Source organism: Companilactobacillus zhachilii (assembly GCF_003606365.2).
Classification (GTDB): Bacteria; Bacillota; Bacilli; order Lactobacillales; family Lactobacillaceae; genus Companilactobacillus; species Companilactobacillus zhachilii.
In genome coordinates this window covers 515,446-534,464 of record NZ_CP031933.2, presented here as the reverse complement: position 1 = coordinate 534,464, position 19,019 = coordinate 515,446, and the positions used below count along the sequence as shown (strand labels likewise).

Genomic DNA, 19,019 nt, shown 5'->3' with positions numbered 1-19,019 from the left:
TTAAATTACTATCAGTATACCCTTGCTATAGTTTAAAACTATAACCAATCATTACTTTTATCAGTTATTCAATATCAACATACAATGTTAATTTATAAACAACGAAATTATTACTACCACACAAAGGGGACTTTTATATGACAACATCCATTATTGGCTTTCCAAGAATCGGCGAAAACCGTGAATTAAAATTTAATACTGAAAAATATTGGCGTAAAGAAATTACTGCTGATCAATTGCAAAACTTTGCTAAAGACTTACGTTTAAAACACTGGCAATTGATTAAAAATGCCGGTATCGACGGAATTCCTAGTAACGATTTTTCATTCTTTGATACCACCCTTGATACGGCTTACCTATTTAATATCATTCCCGAGGCCGCTCAAAAATTAAACTTATCACAACTTGACCGTTACTTTGCTTTGGCCCGTGGTTATCAAGGACCAGAAGGAGATATTAAAGCTCTGCCAATGAAGAAATGGTTCAACACTAACTACCACTACCTAGTTCCACAATTCACTAAAAATACTAAAATCAAACTAACAAATACTAAGATTTTCGATGAATATCAAGAAGCCAAAGACATTAATATTCAAACCAGACCAGTTATTGTCGGGCCATTCACCTTGCTTTCAATCAGTGAATTTCACGATGTTAAAGCTGCCGATTTTGTAGATAGCCTTGTTAAAGCTTACCAAGAAATCTTCACTAAATTAGCTGCTCAAGGTGCAGACTGGATTCAACTTGATGAACCGGAATTAGTTAAAGATGTTACTGGAAATGACAAAGCATTATTTGAAAAAATTTATGCTAAGCTGCTTCAAAATAAAGCCGGCTTGAAAGTTTTAATCCAAACATACTTTGGTGATGTGCGGGATGTTTATAACGACCTAATCAACTTGGATGTTGAAGGAATCGGACTGGATTTTCATGAAGGACGTAAAACGGCTGATTTAGTTAAATCCGGCTTTCCTGATGATAAAATTCTCTTTGCTGGTGTTGTTAATGGCAAGAATATTTGGCGTAATCATTATGAAGAAACGACTGAACTAATCAAGAGCCTACCCGCCAAACAAATTGTCATTTCAACTTCATGCTCATTACTCCACGTACCTTTCACAATCGAAAACGAAAGTTTTTCATCTGAAATTAAACAACACTTTGCTTTTGCCAAAGAAAAATTAACTGAATTAGTTGATATTCAAACAATTTTGTCAGGTAATGGTCAAGCTGAAGCATTGAAAAATAAACAATTATTTGAACAACCACGAGTTCAACCTAATCAAGCTGTCCATGAACGCGTTGCTAAATTAACTAAAGATTCATTTGTCAGACATCCGGCACTAGCTGAGCGCGCTAAGATTCAAAAACAAGAATTCAAGCTTCCACTATTACCAACTACCACCATTGGATCCTTTCCACAAACCAAAGAAGTCAAAAAAACTCGGGCTCAATTCAGACACAATGAAATCTCTCAAGAAGAATACGATAAATTCATTGCTGGTCATATTAACGAATGGCTCAAATGGCAAGAAGATATTGGTCTTGACGTCCTAGTTCACGGTGAATTTGAACGTAACGATATGGTGGAATACTTTGGTCAAAATTTGGACGGCTACCTATTCAGTAAAAACGGTTGGGTTCAATCATATGGTACTCGCGGTGTTAAGCCTCCAATCATTTGGGGCGACGTTGCACGTAACCATCCCATAACGGTCAAATGGTCTAAGTACGCCCAAAGTCAAACTGACAAAATCGTCAAAGGTATGTTGACTGGACCTGTAACCATTTTGAATTGGTCCTTCCCTCGTGAGGATATTTCCATTAAGGATTCTACAATCCAAATTGCTCTAGCCATTCAAGATGAAGTTTTAGACCTTGAAAAGAATGGTATTAAAATTATTCAAATTGATGAAGCGGCGTTACGTGAAAAACTTCCTTTACGTAAAACTGACTGGTACTCCGAATATTTAGACTGGGCCGTTCCCGCTTTTCGTTTAGTTCACAGTAAAGTTAAACCAACGACTCAAATCCACACGCACATGTGCTATTCTGAATTTACCGATATTATACCTGCTATCCAAAATCTAGATGCGGACGTAATTTCCTTTGAGGCTTCACGTTCGAACTTAGAAATCTTGGATGCTCTTCAAAAAGAACATTTTAAATTACAAGTCGGTCCTGGTGTTTATGACATTCATTCGCCTCGTATTCCATCTGTTGAAGAAATTAAAACAACTATTCATAAAATTCTCTCCAAAGTTCCCGAAGAAAAAGTTTGGATCAATCCCGATTGCGGTCTAAAAACACGCGGAATTAAAGAGGCTAAAGCAAGTGTGGCCAATTTAACGCGAGCTGCTCAGGAGGTCAGAAAGGAATTACTCGTCCATGACAGAAACTAATAAATTACCAACTTTATCATTTGAAGTTTTCCCACCTAACTCGCAAGTCGGAACCGCCAATTTAACTGCTACTTTGGACCAATTGGAAGGACTAAATCCTAGCTTTATCAGTGTTACAGCTAGTAATCACAAACTAGATTACGAAAAAACAACGATTGACTTGGCAAAATATGTTCACGATAAACTCCATTGCCCCACAATGGTTCACATGCCAGCTGCCTACGTAACAAAAAAGGAAGTTGATGATGTCTTGAATAAACTAGAAGACATGCATATCAACCAAGTTTTAGCATTACGTGGAGATATTGTGGAAGGTTACACACCCGAAACTGATTTCAAATATGCCAGTGATTTGATTACTTATATCAAACAGCAAAAGCCGTATTTTGAAGTATCAGGCGCCTGTTATCCCGAAGTTCACCCTGATTCTAAAAATCGAATTGACGATATTCGTCATTTAAAAGATAAAGTTGACTCTGGCTGCGACCAACTAATTACTCAACTTTTCTACGACAATGAAGCTTTCTATCGTTTCCAAGAAGAATGCGCAATTGCCAATATCAATGTACCAATTTTAGCCGGTATCATGCCAATAGTTAATCGAAAACAAGCATTACATGTAATTGAGAATTGTTCAGCCCGTCTGCCTAAAAAATTCATAAGTATCTTGGATAAATATAAAGACAATCCCGTTTCACTTAAGGAAGCCGGTATCGCCTATGCCGTTGACCAAATCGTTGATCTCGTAACCAACAACGTTGAAGGCGTTCATCTTTACACAATGAATAAATCCGATACTGCCAAACATATTTTCAGTAATACGGCATCGTTATTTGGTCTTGAATAGACTGTTACATCACACAAAAAGAAAGAGAGTGTGACAAAACATGGTCAGCTTTCGAGCATTAAGGCAAACAAGACCCGCAATCCGATTTTGGATTGCGGGTCTTGTTTGGTTTAAGCGGAAAAAGCTATGTTTTGTTGCACGTTTATGCTGCATGTTTAAGACAAAAATAGTTATGTCACAGCCCTTTTCTTTTTGTAGTATTTCATATCTTAAAAATCCAAGTTGATGATAAGCAGGCAAAATTAGCCCATTATAAAACCCGAAACGAGCCCCACTCGTTTCGGGTTTTGGTGTTGAAAATGCTTTGTCATTTTTTGCACCATCAGTATGGCATGCTTATAAAGCCTAAAACAACCGTTCCAACAATTTAACATTTTATAAAACTATGATTATTTTTCTAATGCCTTCACAATTTCTGGTTCAATCTTTTCCGGCTTTGTAACGGGTGCAAAACGCTCAATTACTTGTCCATCACGGCCAATCAAGAACTTTGTGAAATTCCATTTAATACGCCCATGACCGACAGCTGACTTCAAATAAGTAAACAACGGATCTTCTTCATCACCATTAACCGCTACACGCTTAGTCATTGGAAAAGTCACGCCATAATGCATCTGGCAATAATCACTGGTATCTTTATCAGAATCTAACTCTTGATGAAATTGATTCGATGGCAATCCCAAAACTTCAAAACCTTGGTCATGATATTTTTTATAAAGCTCTTCTAAACCAGTCAATTGCGGTGCAAACCCACACTTACTAGCCGTGTTAACAATTAACAAGACTTTCCCTTGATAATCATTAAAGTCAATTGTAAATCCGTTCATTTCTGTTTCTGAGAAATCGTAAATATTTGTCATAATCTTCATCCTCTCGACGAACTTTTTCGGTAAAAATACCACCATTGGACAAGAAAAATCATCAACAATAGTATTAATACCCACGTCCCATTAATATTTTTGGTCATCATTTTAAAGACGATCAAAGCTTCATAAATAACGCCTAAAACTATAATCTCATACCAAAAATACATCAGAGATTTCTTGAAAGCTTTCCACATACGGTACTCCTAAATCTTAATTACTTTAATTATACGTTAATTATTCAACCTTTGCTGACTTGTCGATTCGTCTAATTATAAATACTAAAATAATTGCTATAACTAATATGATAAATGCTGTGAGATAGGCGAAATGTAATCCGTTTAAAAACCAACCAGGATTATTTTTAGGATAGTCGGTAACCGTTCTATTGGCTTTCAAACTCATACCATAATACAAACTTGTCGTCGCCAAACTGACGCCAATTCCCATACCGATATTTCTGAATAAAGCCGCTAAACTACCGGCAACCCCCTGATATTCTTTAGGCGCATAGCCCATGATCATCGGATTGTTTTGGAAACCACCATTACCAATACCTAGCAGTGTCAGCATTACTGTGAAGAAAATCAAATTACTATCATTTGAAATTTGTGTCAAAAATAGTAAGGGAATCGCATAAACAAACAAATTACATAATGAGACATTCGTAGCATTGAATTCATCTGTAAAAATACCAGCAATCGGTGCTGCAATTACGTTAGCGAATGGAATGGCCATCATAATCAAACCAGTCATTGTCGTACTTAAAGACCTAAAATCGGTTAAATAAAACGGCATAATAACATTGGCATAGTAGCCTACTGAGAAGACTAATAAAGCACTGATCAAACTCAAAGTTAAACGCGGATTACGAAAAATCTTCAAATCAATCAACGGACTAGCAACATGTTTTTCCACATAAATAAATACAATCCACATTATTAAACTAACGCCGAAAGTACCTAGAACAGCAATATTTCCAAACCCAATATCTTGTCCCATGAAGATACCAACAAAGAAGGTCCCAATTGCTAAAGCATACGCCGTTAAGCCAGTCCAGTCATACTTAATAATCGACACTTCTCGCTCTTCTTTGGGAAACATAAAGCGACCATAAATATAGACAATAATTCCGATGGGAATATTAATAATAAAAATCCAATGCCAAGATAGAAAGCCCAAAATCAATCCACCCAAGCCAGGTCCAGAGATATTCCCAAGTTGAGCAATAATACTATTAATACCATAAGCTCTACCACGCAAGTTCATTGGAAAAATCATCGCGACGATTCCAATATTAGTTGCCATACTCATACTGGCACCAAATCCTTGAACAATTCGGCCTATTAACAAAATAGGTAAAGTTGGACTTAATGCACAAACTAGCGACCCAATGGTAAAAAAGATAGTCCCCATTTGAAAAATTTTAATATAGCCAATCTGATCAGCCATTCGTCCCCAAAAGAGCAGCAACATACAAATCAAAATAAAATAAACTGAGACAATCCACTCCGCTCGGTTCATTGGAACATGCAGATCCTTCGTTAGACTAGGAATTGCCACATTGACAATACTTGCATCCAATAATTGCATAAAAGACATGAAACTAGTGGCAAATAATGTCAGCCACATATGATTCTTCCTCAAAATACGCCAATCCTCTCGTGTAAAGTTATACCTATATGATAGAACTCTTTTGTCAAAAGCGCCTATCGAAAGAAATTTATTCCCATTAATTGAGCATAAAAAAAATACAGCGAGCCTTAATTAAAAACGACTTGCTGTATTTTTTATACTTCAATATTTTTCAATATAAAGTTACGTCAATTGCTCTAACAAATTCGTTGTTAGATATACGATAGTATTTTTCGCCATTAATATAAGTGAAAGCATCGATATTTAAAATGATGTTTGCTAATTTTTCACTTCTAATTAGATAACCCTCGGCCGTGAAAATGTTGATGTATTTATCGGGATGAGCTTTTGCACTCAAATTAACTGGTGTGTAAATATAAGCATCGGCAATCCGAATCAAGCGATTGTTTGAAAGACGATAATATTTTGTACCTTGGATATCAATGATCGATACTCCTTTTTCATTTATTACTGGATCCAATTCGGTATTAGGTACTTTTTCTAAGTTATTCATTTGATTTAATGTGTAAATTTCAACACCAGATTTCTTTTTATATGCGGCTATGTACTGGTTACTTTGAAAGTTGCTATGGTGATTCTTCACAGAATGATTATTAGATGCATTAGTATTTGGAGATTGTGGTTTTGTATTATGTACATTTTGATCTGGTAAAGCCGGCGTGACTGGCGTCTCCGGCTCTGCCGGTTCGGCCGTATGACCCGCTTGCGGTTTTTCCATCGGATTCGTTGGTTCAGTTGGTGCTGGTGTGTCTGTTGGATTTTCTGGTTCAGTTGGTGCTGGTGTGTCTGTTGGATTTTCTGGTTCAGTTGGTGCTGGTGTGTCTGTTGGATTTTCTGGTTCAGTTGGTGCTGGTGTGTCTGTTGGATTTTCTGGTTCAGTTGGTGCTGGTGTGTCTGTTGGATTTTCTGGTTCAGTTGGTGCTGGTGTGTCTGTTGGATTTTCTGGTTCAGTTGGTGCTGGTGTGTCTGTTGGATTTTCTGGTTCAGTTGGTGCTGGTGTGTCTGTTGGATTTTCTGGTTCAGTTGGTGCTGGTGTGTCTGTTGGATTTTCTGGTTCAGTTGGTGCTGGTGTGTCTGTTGGATTTTCTGGTTCAGTTGGTGCTGGTGTGTCTGTTGGATTTTCTGGTTCAGTTGTGCTGGTGTGTCTGTTGGATTTTGCTGGTGTGTCTGTTGGATTTTCTGGTTCAGTTGGTGCTGGTGTGTCTGTTGGATTTTCTGGTTCAGTTGGTGCTGGTGTGTCTGTTGGATTTTCTGGTTCAGTTGGTGCTGGTGTGTCTGTTGGATTTTCTGGTTCTTCTACACTGCCTGGTTCTTCACCATTAGTTTTTTCTAAAATATAGTTAACATTTTCATTCGATTCTATCTCACCAACCGATTGATTAACAATAACTTTGGCAGGGGCATTTTGATCCACTCTTTGATAAGTTTGATTACCAATTTGTACACGATTTGGAAGCTCCACCTTAGACCCCACAGTTCCATTTACGGGTATAGATATATCACCAACATTTGTTTCTACCTTAACCAAATTAGGTATAACCGTATTGCCACTTGCAACAGTGTTCTCTTTTGCAACGTATTTCACATAATTTACATCAGCTTTATAGCTCTTTGACTTACCATTAAATATTTTTGCAATACCTTCAGTCAACCTTCCATTCTTATCAAAAGTAGGCACTCCATAAAAGTTGGAATTTTCACCTACTCCACTGACTCCTGTCCACTCATATCCATGGCTAGAAGTTAATGCCGTACTTTCACTGAATTTTAATCGTTTGTTTAAGACAATTTCTGATAAGTCAGTCCCATCGAACATCCCAGTACCTTCAAAGCTACTCCCTGTATCGGCATCTCTAAAATTCCAAGTATAAAGATTCAATGTCTTTAAACTAGAATCATTTTTAAACATTGATCTCAAATCAGTCGCATATGTAGCTGTCCAAGAGTTAGTTGCTGACAAATTACTAGTATCATGCAACTTATCAACTACAGTAAAATCAGTTAACGAAATATCATTTGCAAAGGCATAACTTCCATCGACGATGTTTTTAAATGCACTACTACCAAACGTAATGGTTTTAAGTTTACTATCGTTTTCAAACATATGACTTATATTTTTTGCGGGACGAAAACTATGTACTGATAAATCCAAATGTTCTAATTTAGAATCATTCTTAAACATTCCTTCAGCATTTTCAACTTCTTCAGTGTTCAAATTTTTTAAATTATTAACTTTAGTTAAATTAGTCATATTGGCAAACAAGTATGATGAGTCCTTAGGCGCAGTCAATGCATTATTAATATTAATAGTCGTGATTTCTTGCGTGTGACCACCCCAGCGCTCATGATCATGCCCGTTACCCTCATCAAGTTTTCCAACAATATTCAATGTCTTACCACTATCAACAACTACCCAACCATTACCTGAATCAGCTTTCTTAACAACCTTCTCTTTTCCAGTTGCAGCATCAATAATAACGGAATCAGTACTTTCATGTTCTGAATGACTGACATCCTTGTCTTCCTTAATTTTGGATTCAGAAATAACATTATTTTCGGTAGGTTTAGCAATAGGTTTGGAAATATCTTTAGGATTTATCGTTTGTTTCAGCGATTTGCTCTGTATACTTGAATCATTTGGTTTATCACTAGTTTCCACAGGAGCACTAGTTTCGATCGGTTCTTTTTCCACAGACTTAGGAACAACTGGTTTCCGATCTAATACTTGATTTTTACTTTCGCCTGTCTTAACTGTTAAATCAGCCTTTTTACCTGTTTCAAACTTAGTTACACTCAAGGTTGATGTAGGTTTTTCCAATGAAGCAACAGTATTATTAGACTTATTTGTGGTAGCAATTGTTGATGCAGTGGTAGTAGCAGTAACTTCGGCCTTTGCAATATAGCTAGGAGTTGCTAACATTAACAATCCTCCAGCAAAAGAAAGTCCAGTTACAACAACCCAACTCTTTTTCGATTTAACTAATCTTTTTTTGACAACAGAATTGGGGTCTCGTTTCAATTGTTGAAATCTCATAAATTATCTCCCTCTCATAATAACTTATTTGTTATAGGAAAATTATAGTATTTTAGGGATTATTTATACTTCATATGTTGTAAATCTATTTTGCAAGTTCTGACACGTTATATAAAATAGTTACATATTAGATTCAATTCGAATATAAAAACGAACCAGTATTTAATTCTTAATTAATCACTATTGCTAAAAAAGCTAATAAATCAACATTACATTAATTAAATTTCAATTATTAATATTTGAATGCACTTTAGAACAAATATATAGCCTAAATTGTTTAACCTTTCAACATAAATAATGGCACCAAAAAAGAGCTTTCGTATTTTAATAACAAATACAAAAACTCTATATTGGTAACGGATTAAAGATGATTCAATATCGCACGGATAAGTTAGTCGCGCATCAAACCCCAAATGGCCCCTCACTCAAGATTTTACAGCACCCTCATCAATGCAAGGGCATTTTACTATGAAATCATATTTTCTAGCAACAAAATAACAGCGAAATTTTAAGAATCTTGACGTGTAGCTGCAATATCAACTTCACGGATATTTACTGCTTGTGGCATGTCATACATGAACTTAACTGTTTCAGCAACATGTTTTGGATCAAGCACAACGCCACCCATACTTTCTTCCCATGCTGCATAGTCTTTCAAAGCTGACTTACTAGTAACATGCGTTAAAAGTTCTGTTTCAGCAGCACCGGGCGCAACCATCATGATACGAACATTCTTCGATGAGTTTTCTTCACGAATTGTTTCTGACAAACCGTGGACACCAAATTTTGAAGCTACATAAGCGGCATGGTTAACGAAAGTCTTACGGCCAGCAATCGATGACATATTCAAAATAGTTCCATGTTCACGTTCACGCATATCGTTTAGAACAATTTGCGTACCATTCAAAACACCCATAACGTTTGTATCAAGCATTGTTTGCCACTCTTGTGGATTTTGGTTTTGAACATTGCCAAGTAACATCACCCCAGCATTGTTAACTAATAAATCGGTTTTGCCAAACTTATCTTCAGCTTTGCGAACGGCTTTTTCAAATTGATCATAGTTAGTTACATCGACAGAATCAATCATGACATTGTCCATTCCCTTAGCAACTTCGGCTAATTTTTCAGTCCGACGTCCCAATAGCAACAGTGGAAAACCATCGGCGTTAAAGATTTTAGCAATTTCGGCACCGAAACCTGAACTTGCACCTGTAATTACAACTAATTTTTTCATATTATATATTCCTCGTACTTATAAAGATTTTTTCAACGTTTTACAGTATAATGGCATATATTATCGGCTACAAGTACGCACCTTCAGGTTACTACTGCCTGTGGAAAACTAAGGAGCAACAATTTTGGCAAAATATTTAAATGAATTTGACGCAACTATGCACATGATCCAAGGTAAATGGAAAATTATGATCATGTATGAATTAGCTGAAAATGGAGAACGTCGTTTTGGAGAATTGCAACGGCATATCAAAGATGTTTCACACAAAACTTTAACAAATCAATTGCGCGAATTAGAAGATGATGGTTTGATTACCCGTCATGACTTTCAAACTGCTGAACCACATGTGGAATATCAGCTAACAGACAACGGTAAATCACTGATTCCGATATTGGACGCCATCTGTACTTGGGGTGACACGCATATCGACCATGACTTGATTGAACGTTCGCTGTGTGATGAATAAATGATTAAAAATAAATAGAGAGCGTGACAAAACATGGTCAGCTTTCGAGCATTAAGGCAAACAAGGCCCGTAATCCGATTTTGGATTACGGGCCTTGTTTGTTAAAGCTATGTTTTGTTGCACGTTTATGCGGCATGTTTAAGGAAAAAATGGTTATGTCACAGCCCCTTTTGACGCTTTGTTCCAAATTGTTATATATCTAGTTTATTTTTCAAGGCTTCAGTTAAAACAGCCGAGAAATTAATATTTTGTTGTTTTCCCAAAGTTACCAGATACTCTGGAACAGTAACATTCTTGCGCACTGTCTTAGGGTTATTTCGACGATATTCTTTCATATCTATATAGATAAGAGTTTTAACATCATAATTGTGTACTTCAATATCCTCTAATTTTGTTGGCTTAGGATAATCTTTCTTATCCCCTAACATCATTCCAACAACATCTTGAGCCTTAAAAAGAGCATCCCCGAGGCTTTCTCCCTGTGTCCACGTACCATTATCAATATCTGGGATTTCCACACTATAACCTTTATCTTCAGCATGTAGAATAACTGGATAGATTAAAACATTATTTTTCAAAAATCCTCACCTATTTTCTTATTTGTCTATCATTATACATATTAATATCCATAAGCAAAAAAATAAGACCACATCATTTGTAGTCTTCATCAGAAAAAATAATCTAGTTTATTTTTATACCAGCTTGCTTCAATATCTTACTTTCAATCCCATGTTCAAGCTCTTTATCATGATGAATGGGGACTGGAAGCGTCACGTTTGTTTCTGGATTATACATTTTTAAATGTGATCCATTTTGTGACTTTTTGACAAAACCATTTTGGCGCAAGATTTTAACAATCTTTTGTGGTTTCATTGCCATTTGTATCATCCCCCTCTCATAACTTCCATTGTACATGTTATTTTGTGAAAGGTGAATTTTACGTTCTAGACTTTTAACTATTTTTTGTAACTGATAAATTTGTATTCGGAATAGATTGTGATAATTGCCATGTAAATAAGGTAGTATAACTTCCTAAGGTCAATTCTCTAGGCAAAACATACAATAATGGTCCCTCATCTAAACTCCAAAAGATTGACTTCAATGGCACACCTTCAGTTGTCTCTTCAACAACTACTCCATTTTTCCCACCTATTGGAACAAATGAACCATCTTTTTTATAATACCTTGTTTCAGCAGACAAAGTAATATCATTATTTAAATTAAAGGGGTTATATTGATATAAAGATAGTGTGGTGCTGGCTTTATTAATTCTATTGTCGTCCACATGCAACACTTCGCTATCATTCTTTTGCCTTTTAACTAACTTCCCCTTTGTTGTCTCATCAATATTTTGATACTTCCACTCATAAGCCTTCAAAGTTATCATATCATGACCTAAATACCAAACTAGCGGATTACTATCAACTTCAAATGGACTACCTGTATATGCATTATTACACTGAAACATAAACATCGACTTATAAGACAAAATTTTTCCCATCTCACCAACTCTTCCCTTAATCTCCAACGAATGTTCCCCCGCAGAATTGGCAAGATCGATATTATTAATAACAAATATTTTTTCTTCACTATTATCTGGATTTGGAACCTGGCTAAAGTCTAAACCAGATATATTCTTATTATCCAAAGTAATAGCTTCAGGTTGCATTGTTTTAGGAACCCTTAAGCCTATGAGTCCATTAGTAAGAGCACCATTTGGATTAGAATAGCTCATATTTAATTTAAAGGTTAGAATATCTCCCGATGAAACATTCCAAAGTATTTCACCTGTATCATTGTGACTTCCTTTATCATTAAAAATCGTCCCTTTAATAGAAACATCAGGCCTATCATTTTTTAATACACTTAAATTGGCCAAATTTGTTTTAATTTGTTTATTTTTTGTACCATTAGTAATTGTCATAACAGCAAAATACTTATCCAAATTATCATTGTAAGAAGTTTTAGGAGTAGTGTATGACATAGTATCATCATCACTCACGACCTTATCTTGTCCATTCGGGAGAATTTTATGCCAAACTACTGAAGTTGGCTTTTGGTCAAAATGACCACGAATATCAAACTTTGCAGTATCTCCCTCATGAACTGTCATATCATCTAATCCTCCACCTACCTTAATATCAATACTCCCCTTTACAGAAGATTTCGCTGTATTACTCAATTCGCCTGTAATTCGGACAATTCCAGATTTACCATTTTTATTGGCAATCACTTGTCCTGTTTTTTTATCTACAGTTGCCAAACTACTATCATCAACTGACCAAGTAATATTCCCAGTAGCATCACTTGGACTTGGCAATCCTTTTACAAAGATTGTAGAATCGTTCTCTTGGTTATTATATAAATAATCGCCATCTGCTGTTACAGTTAACTTATCAGCATCACGGTATTTAGGAAGGGTTGTAACAGATGCTACTTTAGAATAGACAATATCTGTAAAATTGGCAGGTACTTGCCAATACCAAATTGTTGCCTGCTTATAATACACTGTTCCAACCTTATTAGGAGTAACCGTCAAATATTTATCTGTCTCAGAATACATCCTTTTCCAATTTTCTTTATCTGTAGACTGATACCACAAATAATGCGGTGTGGCTAAAGGATTCAAAAGACTTTCCCAAATAGAATTCCCTGAACTCGTATAAAGAGTTTTTGATGAATTAACTACTGTATATTTATCACTAGGTTGCAAATTATAACCAAGCGTTAACCAAAAAATCAAAAAAATAAAAGGATCAGACGTTGGTTTATGTTTTTTATCAATAATGTTATCTAATGCTATATTCATAAGGTCTTCAGGATTAGTTGGCAGTGATGGTAACGGTATGGAAGGCAATGGATTTGAAATATCGGGAAAAGAAATACCTGGGATAATTCCTGCAACAACCGTTGTCTGTACTTCATCTTGCCAAAATTTCTTGTTCACGACAAACAAACCTACTAAAAGGGCTAATATATTTATGAGTACGATAATTATAATTTTCTTCAAGTCAGTTTTCTTCCTCTTATGTAAAGAATCGTTGAATCGAATATAATAATTTCAAACTGTACGTGGAAAATATAACATCAAATGCTAAATTCTAACCACAAAAAAAATGAATAAATCAAAAAAATAAATGTTATCCAGTATATCGAGCGGATAACATTTATTTTTTTTGAAATTATTTAACTTTTGAAATCTTCAAACTAAGTTTTTATATTTTGGTACTCTAATCACCATTAATATAAAATTCACTGTAGCAGAATCAAATCCTTTGTTCACAATTTTAAAACCTTCTTAGCACGTTCAACAATCTTCGCTTTAAACAAGATAAGTAAAACTAAATAAACCAAGATTCCCAAAACTATTTCCAAAACGATACTTAACCAAGAAGCACTCAATTTCCTATCCAACACAAAAACTACTCCAAACATAATCGATCCCGCCAAAAAATATTTATAACTATCTTCAAACAAGAATTTAAACTTTATTTGCGCTCTCACAGTCCATAATTGATAACCAAAGACCAACAACTCCGAAAGAACCGTTGCAACAGCAGCTCCCTCAGCTTTCCACAAAATTATAAAGGGTATATCAATCAAACAATTAAACACCGTACCTAAAATAACTGATTGTATGAAATATTTTGTCTGATCAGTCGGCAACAAGTATTGCGTCCCTAAAACGTTATTCCAAGCAATCATTAAGATGACGACCGCTTCAAGCATCATTATTGGCACTACATCGATAAACTTATCAGTGAAAAATAATGGGACAAATTTATCGGCTACTGCAATAAGGCCCAACATCATTGGCACTGACAACGCCGATACAAATGAGAAACTTTCATATAAGTACCTTTTGGTCTCATCATGCTTTCCATTGGCAAAAGCATTAGCTACATGCGGCATCATTACTGTCCCTGTCGCTGTAACAATGGCTAAAATCATCTTAATTATTTTATCTGACTGATCAAAATAACCTGACACTTGTACATCAATCATCGAGCCCAACAATGTCTTGTTTATTAACACATAAACCTGCGTCGAAACTTGGGGAATAAACAATAAGATTGCGGGCCAAAGATACTTTTTTATGTGCAAATTTTGCCAATCTGGACGACCGATATATCTCTTTAAACTTGGTAATAAGGTCAAATTACCGAAAACAAGCGAAAAGGAAACAATCAAAATATAAATCATCAAATCAGATGGTTTTTTAACAAATACAAAAATAAATATTAACGTAGTCACTTTGACAACGATGTTTCTGACGACCGTGACCGCAAAGTTTTCCAGTCCCATAAAGAACCAAGCTACATCAAGTAACGCTGCTAATATCGAAATAGATTGAGCCAAGTAAAATAATTTGTACTCTCCTGAAAACAGTAAAAAAACGCCAAAAAGGAGAAATATCATCAAAAAACTAATCAATCTAAAAATGGTTACTTCATAAAATACTCGTGTTAACTCAGCCCTTTTGTCTCTAACAAAAGCAACTTGCCTACTACCATATAAATTTGTACCCAGTCCACCTAGCAAAATAAACAATTGAATAATTGAATTAGTATACGAATTTATCCCGACTCCAGTTGGTCCCAGAACTCTTGAGAGATAGGGAATTGTTACAAAAGGAACTAACAAAATAAATATTTGATAAGTGGCATTATATAAATAGTTTTTAATTACTTTCATACTTTCCTTTCTACCTCCAGAGATGGGTTACTTTTAGGTTGCCGCCTCCAGGAGAAAGAAATTTAGGTCGCTATGGGGAACGATTGGAGCCAAAGTGCGGTCTCCAATCTCGATTTTGAACTTCGCAAAGTACGCGAATTTCAAAACTCGTCCCGTGGTGTAAGAGCTAAAGCTCTAACGCCACCTGCACAGCGACCTAAATTTCTTTCTCCTTCCAGCTGGTCTTTTAATATTTCAGGAGCATCACTACTTTATAATTCTATCAAGACATCATAAAAACGTTTGAATTATCTAGCTATTTCAAAATTAACAAGAAATTAGTCGGTAGAAGTGGCAATAACAAATACATCAATCAAACAGATGGTTATAAGACTCAAGGATTTCTTTTTCGATTTTTTCCCAACTAAACTTAGTCTCATAAATCTTTTGATTATTATCTTTAAATTCACTAAGACTCGCTTTATCAATTGTATCTAACAATTCCTCAAATGCTTTTATAGAATAATCGACTGTGTACCCCACATGATACTTTCTCACCAAATCATCCACGCCTGTTTTATTAGCTACAATAATAGGCTTACCCAAAAACAAGGCTTCATAAAACTTATTTGGTGCTGAATACTTATGGTTTTCCACTTTTGGATCATACATTGCCACCATGAGATCACCGATATTGGAAATTGCTAAGCCATCGTCATATGCTACTTTTCCATAAAATTTCATATTTTTAGAGTTGGCTTTGATTTTGTTAACTAATTCTTCTGAACCATAACCGGCAATATGAAAGAAAACATCGTCTCTTTTTTGAGCAATCAATATCAACTCATCAATGAATCTATCGGGAACGATTGCACCGACAAAGGAAATATTCAATTTTCCTGATACGTATTCTGATGAATATTTCTTCAAGTCTCTATTGGGTACATAACTTGGCGTATTATAAACGATTTCTAGCTTCTTGGGATGAGCGTCCTTAATTTGCTGTTTTCTATAATCAATCGGAATAATGGTGAAATCGCTGTTATTAATAACCAGATTCTCTAACTTTTTTACAATCCCTTTTAAACTATTCGGCACCGGAAACGAGTCGACATAATAATCGTAAATATCATAAACTAACTTCTTACGGAAAATTTTGGTATAAATCAACGACGTTAATCCGGTATCAAAATTCACTGAATGAACAACATCAATTTTTTTATTATCTTTAACTAATTGAGAAAACAATTTTATATTAAATTTCATTATTGGAAATAAATTTTTTAACCCACTTCCAAAAGAACTTTTTATCCCTATTTCATGGATCTCTACTTTGTCCAACAAATTATAAGTATAATTATCATTTCTATCTCTGTCCCAGCCAATTCCAAAAACATTGTAGTTTCCTTTTAGTAACGTCAGCATTTGTTTCTCAGCTCGAGGATCCGGATTAAAGGGATTGCTGGCAACGAAGAAAATATTCTTATTCATAAATAATCCCGTCCTTTTTTTCTTCTGGACTCAAGTTATTTTCATTTAACATAAGCAAAAGAATTGGAATCAAAATGATTTGGTGTCGCAACATCGATCCGACATCAGGTTCAAAAAATGCTTGTATTGTTATCATGGCTAAAACGAAATATAATTTATAATCCTTGTTCTCGCGATTATTTTTAAGGTATTTCCAACAAAGAATCACAATTATCCAGATCCAAATGTAATAAACGATTTCATTTGCGGAATGAATCCCATCAATTGGTATGAAAACATTTATCAAGCCATATAAGAAATTCAAAAAATCCGTAATAATAGAATGATTTATCAAGGGATTATTAATAATTGTATTGGTATATAAATCTTCAAGTCTAAAACTGTTAACCGTATATCTGGCATCCGAAAGAAAACCCCCAGTCACAAGGTTATAGCCTACTTCCATTCCCACAACCGTGACGAAATATAACAGCAACTTGAATAATTTGTTTAACTTTGACGAATTGAAAATATAGAAAAATATCAGTGAGCAAAGATATATCAACAACCAGTAGGTTCTAAAGTAAACTCCGTACAAAATCACGAAAGCCGCAAATGTTTTGTTCAAAAATTTCAGTGGTGACATCAACAAAACAACATCCAGCATAATAAAAATAACTAATTCCTTGGAAAACTGTGCTGAATAAGCACCATAGAAAAGTGTAAACAAAAGTAAGAGCGACAAATTTCTGATCTTTAAGAAATCAATTTTGAATTTTAATATCAACACTAACATCAATATGGCAAAAATTGTCCAAGCAAAAAAAGCTTCCGTTCCAAACGAGGTATTCGCATTGAATCTGAACATCAAAAAGAACTTAGCTGTACTAACATAATTTTTATCGCTATTGATACTAATATTATTCATATAATTTCTTATGGTTGTGTTGTCATTAAAAAAATAGCTAGGAAATATATCCCTACTAAACATGAAATATATTAGTGAAAGCCCCAGAAAAAGAACGACAAAGGCAACATCTAACAAATCTTTTTTAGTCATGGTTATATCTTTCGTAAGTTTCAATGTATTCACCTAGCATCCTTTCCCTAGAGAATTCCTTTTGAATCTTCTCATGAGCAGCCAATCCTAAACTGGCATCTCTTGATCCAAAATCATCTAGAAATTGTTCCGCAGTATTAAAACAATAGCCATCTACTTTATCAACAATCGTGTCTTTATTTCCAGCAACATTCGTCACAAAACAAATCTTTTTAAAATACATTGCCTCTAGTAAGGAAATAGGTAGCCCCTCCCACCTAGAAGTTAAAATAAAATATTTATACGCTTGAGTTTTTTGAAGTAACGTTTCTCGCGACAACCATCCAGTAACTTCAATATTATTAGCCGTCAATAACGAACGCTGATTTCCATCACCAAACCAAATAAATTTCATATCTGGCATCGATTCAGCAATTTTATTAAAGAGCCGCGGATTCTTTTGTTCATCGATTCTACCGACAGTAAATATCACATCTTGTGTATTGCTTTCATTGGAAAAAAACGTATCCAATTTATTAGTATCAATCGAATTATTTATATACTTCGAATGTTTAGTCACTTTCAAACTAGATAAATATTCACTCTTACTACAAGCGATAGTTTCCACATTTCTAAAGCCTAAAATTTTTTCGGCATCGTAATAAATCAAATGTTTGAATTTGCCATCAGTCTCATTCAAAAATGCATAGCCGTGCGGTGTGTAAAAAACTTTTTGACCCTTCTTATAGCGAATCATTCTTCCCAAAACACCAGCCTTAGACGAGTGCAAGTGAATGATATCCGGATCAATTTGTCTTAGTAAATCGCGAATCTCTAACGTAGCTTTAATATCCTTAATCGGATTGATATTTCTCGTAAAATTAGCAATTTTTATCAGTTTTACATTTGATGGAAAATAGTCATTGAGATTCTTAGGCGTCTGTTGTCTTTCACCATATAAAATTGTTAGGTCATAATCATCTGATAAACCTGACACTAAATCAGAAAGATAGGACAGCACCCCACTACCAAATGACTCAACAATGTGTACAATTTTCTTCTTCATTTTATATTCCTTTTTAACAGGCCAAGCCAGAAATATAAAAATAAATCAATCATCCAAAACGATTGATACAACGCAAATTCAAGTGGCCTATTCTTTAAAATCTAATCCCGTTTTGATTGTTCAATTTGAATAGCTCCTTATCATCAATGCTATGATTCCCAATTAAATCATCATTTTAGTAACTACTGTTAATGACGCAGATAACTTTATTAGATGACAATTTTTTACAAATCTTGCCACCATTAAATTAAGCTCTATAATATAT

The 19,019-nt window shown here is 34.9% G+C and carries 14 protein-coding genes; 3 read left to right on the top strand and 11 right to left on the bottom strand.

Annotation, left to right across the window (positions count from 1 at the left end; translation table 11 throughout):
- The first annotated feature begins 137 nt into the window (after nucleotides 1–137).
- Both metE and metF read left to right on the top strand, forming a co-directional pair.
- Entirely contained in the window at nucleotides 138–2,402 is a 2,265-nt protein-coding gene (gene metE / locus D1B17_RS02305; RefSeq protein ID WP_120143232.1) for a 5-methyltetrahydropteroyltriglutamate--homocysteine S-methyltransferase, read from the top strand.
- A complete protein-coding gene (gene metF, locus D1B17_RS02300; RefSeq protein ID WP_120143233.1) occupies nucleotides 2,389–3,249 on the top strand; it encodes a methylenetetrahydrofolate reductase [NAD(P)H] in 861 nt (286 codons plus the stop codon). Before metE ends, metF begins: the two co-directional genes overlap by 14 nt.
- 389 nt (nucleotides 3,250–3,638) lie before the next feature.
- Here the strand turns inward: metF and D1B17_RS02295 are convergent, their stop codons facing one another.
- The 4 genes from D1B17_RS02295 to D1B17_RS02280 all read right to left on the bottom strand — a co-directional run bounded on the left by D1B17_RS02295 (nucleotide 3,639) and on the right by D1B17_RS02280 (nucleotide 10,039).
- On the bottom strand, nucleotides 3,639–4,109 hold the full coding sequence (locus tag D1B17_RS02295) for a glutathione peroxidase (RefSeq protein WP_120143234.1): 471 nt from the start codon (nucleotides 4,107–4,109) through the stop codon (nucleotides 3,639–3,641).
- A gap of 240 nt (nucleotides 4,110–4,349) precedes the next feature.
- On the bottom strand, nucleotides 4,350–5,744 hold the full coding sequence (locus tag D1B17_RS02290) for an MFS transporter (protein WP_120143236.1): 1,395 nt from the start codon (nucleotides 5,742–5,744) through the stop codon (nucleotides 4,350–4,352).
- Nucleotides 5,745–5,919: 175 nt separating this feature from the next.
- Nucleotides 5,920–8,802, bottom strand: coding sequence for a BspA family leucine-rich repeat surface protein (locus D1B17_RS02285; protein WP_120143237.1), 2,883 nt, complete (start codon nucleotides 8,800–8,802; stop codon nucleotides 5,920–5,922).
- A 508-nt stretch (nucleotides 8,803–9,310) separates the two neighbouring features.
- Nucleotides 9,311–10,039, bottom strand: coding sequence for an SDR family oxidoreductase (locus D1B17_RS02280; protein ID WP_120143238.1), 729 nt, complete (start codon nucleotides 10,037–10,039; stop codon nucleotides 9,311–9,313).
- Nucleotides 10,040–10,196: 157 nt separating this feature from the next.
- Between D1B17_RS02280 and D1B17_RS02275 the strand changes: the two genes are divergently transcribed.
- The gene (locus D1B17_RS02275) at nucleotides 10,197–10,505 is read left to right on the top strand and encodes a winged helix-turn-helix transcriptional regulator (RefSeq protein WP_120144298.1); all 309 of its coding nucleotides are present in this window, start codon (nucleotides 10,197–10,199) and stop codon (nucleotides 10,503–10,505) included.
- A gap of 191 nt (nucleotides 10,506–10,696) precedes the next feature.
- Here D1B17_RS02275 and D1B17_RS02270 read toward each other — a convergent pair whose 3' ends face one another.
- The 7 genes from D1B17_RS02270 to D1B17_RS02240 all read right to left on the bottom strand — a co-directional run bounded on the left by D1B17_RS02270 (nucleotide 10,697) and on the right by D1B17_RS02240 (nucleotide 18,754).
- Complete coding sequence (locus D1B17_RS02270; protein ID WP_120143239.1) at nucleotides 10,697–11,083, bottom strand: type II toxin-antitoxin system HicB family antitoxin; 387 nt, start codon at nucleotides 11,081–11,083, stop codon at nucleotides 10,697–10,699.
- 103 nt (nucleotides 11,084–11,186) lie between these two features.
- Entirely contained in the window at nucleotides 11,187–11,384 is a 198-nt protein-coding gene (locus D1B17_RS02265; RefSeq protein WP_057892690.1) for a type II toxin-antitoxin system HicA family toxin, read from the bottom strand.
- Nucleotides 11,385–11,457: 73 nt separating this feature from the next.
- On the bottom strand, nucleotides 11,458–13,515 hold the full coding sequence (locus D1B17_RS02260) for an Ig-like domain-containing protein (protein ID WP_120143240.1): 2,058 nt from the start codon (nucleotides 13,513–13,515) through the stop codon (nucleotides 11,458–11,460).
- 269 nt (nucleotides 13,516–13,784) lie between these two features.
- Entirely contained in the window at nucleotides 13,785–15,200 is a 1,416-nt protein-coding gene (locus D1B17_RS02255; protein WP_120143241.1) for a flippase, read from the bottom strand.
- 348 nt (nucleotides 15,201–15,548) lie between these two features.
- On the bottom strand, nucleotides 15,549–16,670 hold the full coding sequence (locus D1B17_RS02250; RefSeq protein WP_120143242.1) for a glycosyltransferase: 1,122 nt from the start codon (nucleotides 16,668–16,670) through the stop codon (nucleotides 15,549–15,551).
- Nucleotides 16,663–17,709 (bottom strand): hypothetical protein, encoded by a 1,047-nt coding sequence (locus D1B17_RS02245; RefSeq protein WP_166806599.1) that lies wholly within the window; start codon nucleotides 17,707–17,709, stop codon nucleotides 16,663–16,665. Before D1B17_RS02245 ends, D1B17_RS02250 begins: the two co-directional genes overlap by 8 nt.
- Nucleotides 17,702–18,754 (bottom strand): glycosyltransferase, encoded by a 1,053-nt coding sequence (locus tag D1B17_RS02240; protein WP_120143244.1) that lies wholly within the window; start codon nucleotides 18,752–18,754, stop codon nucleotides 17,702–17,704. Before D1B17_RS02240 ends, D1B17_RS02245 begins: the two co-directional genes overlap by 8 nt.
- Between the last annotated feature and the right edge of the window lie 265 nt (nucleotides 18,755–19,019).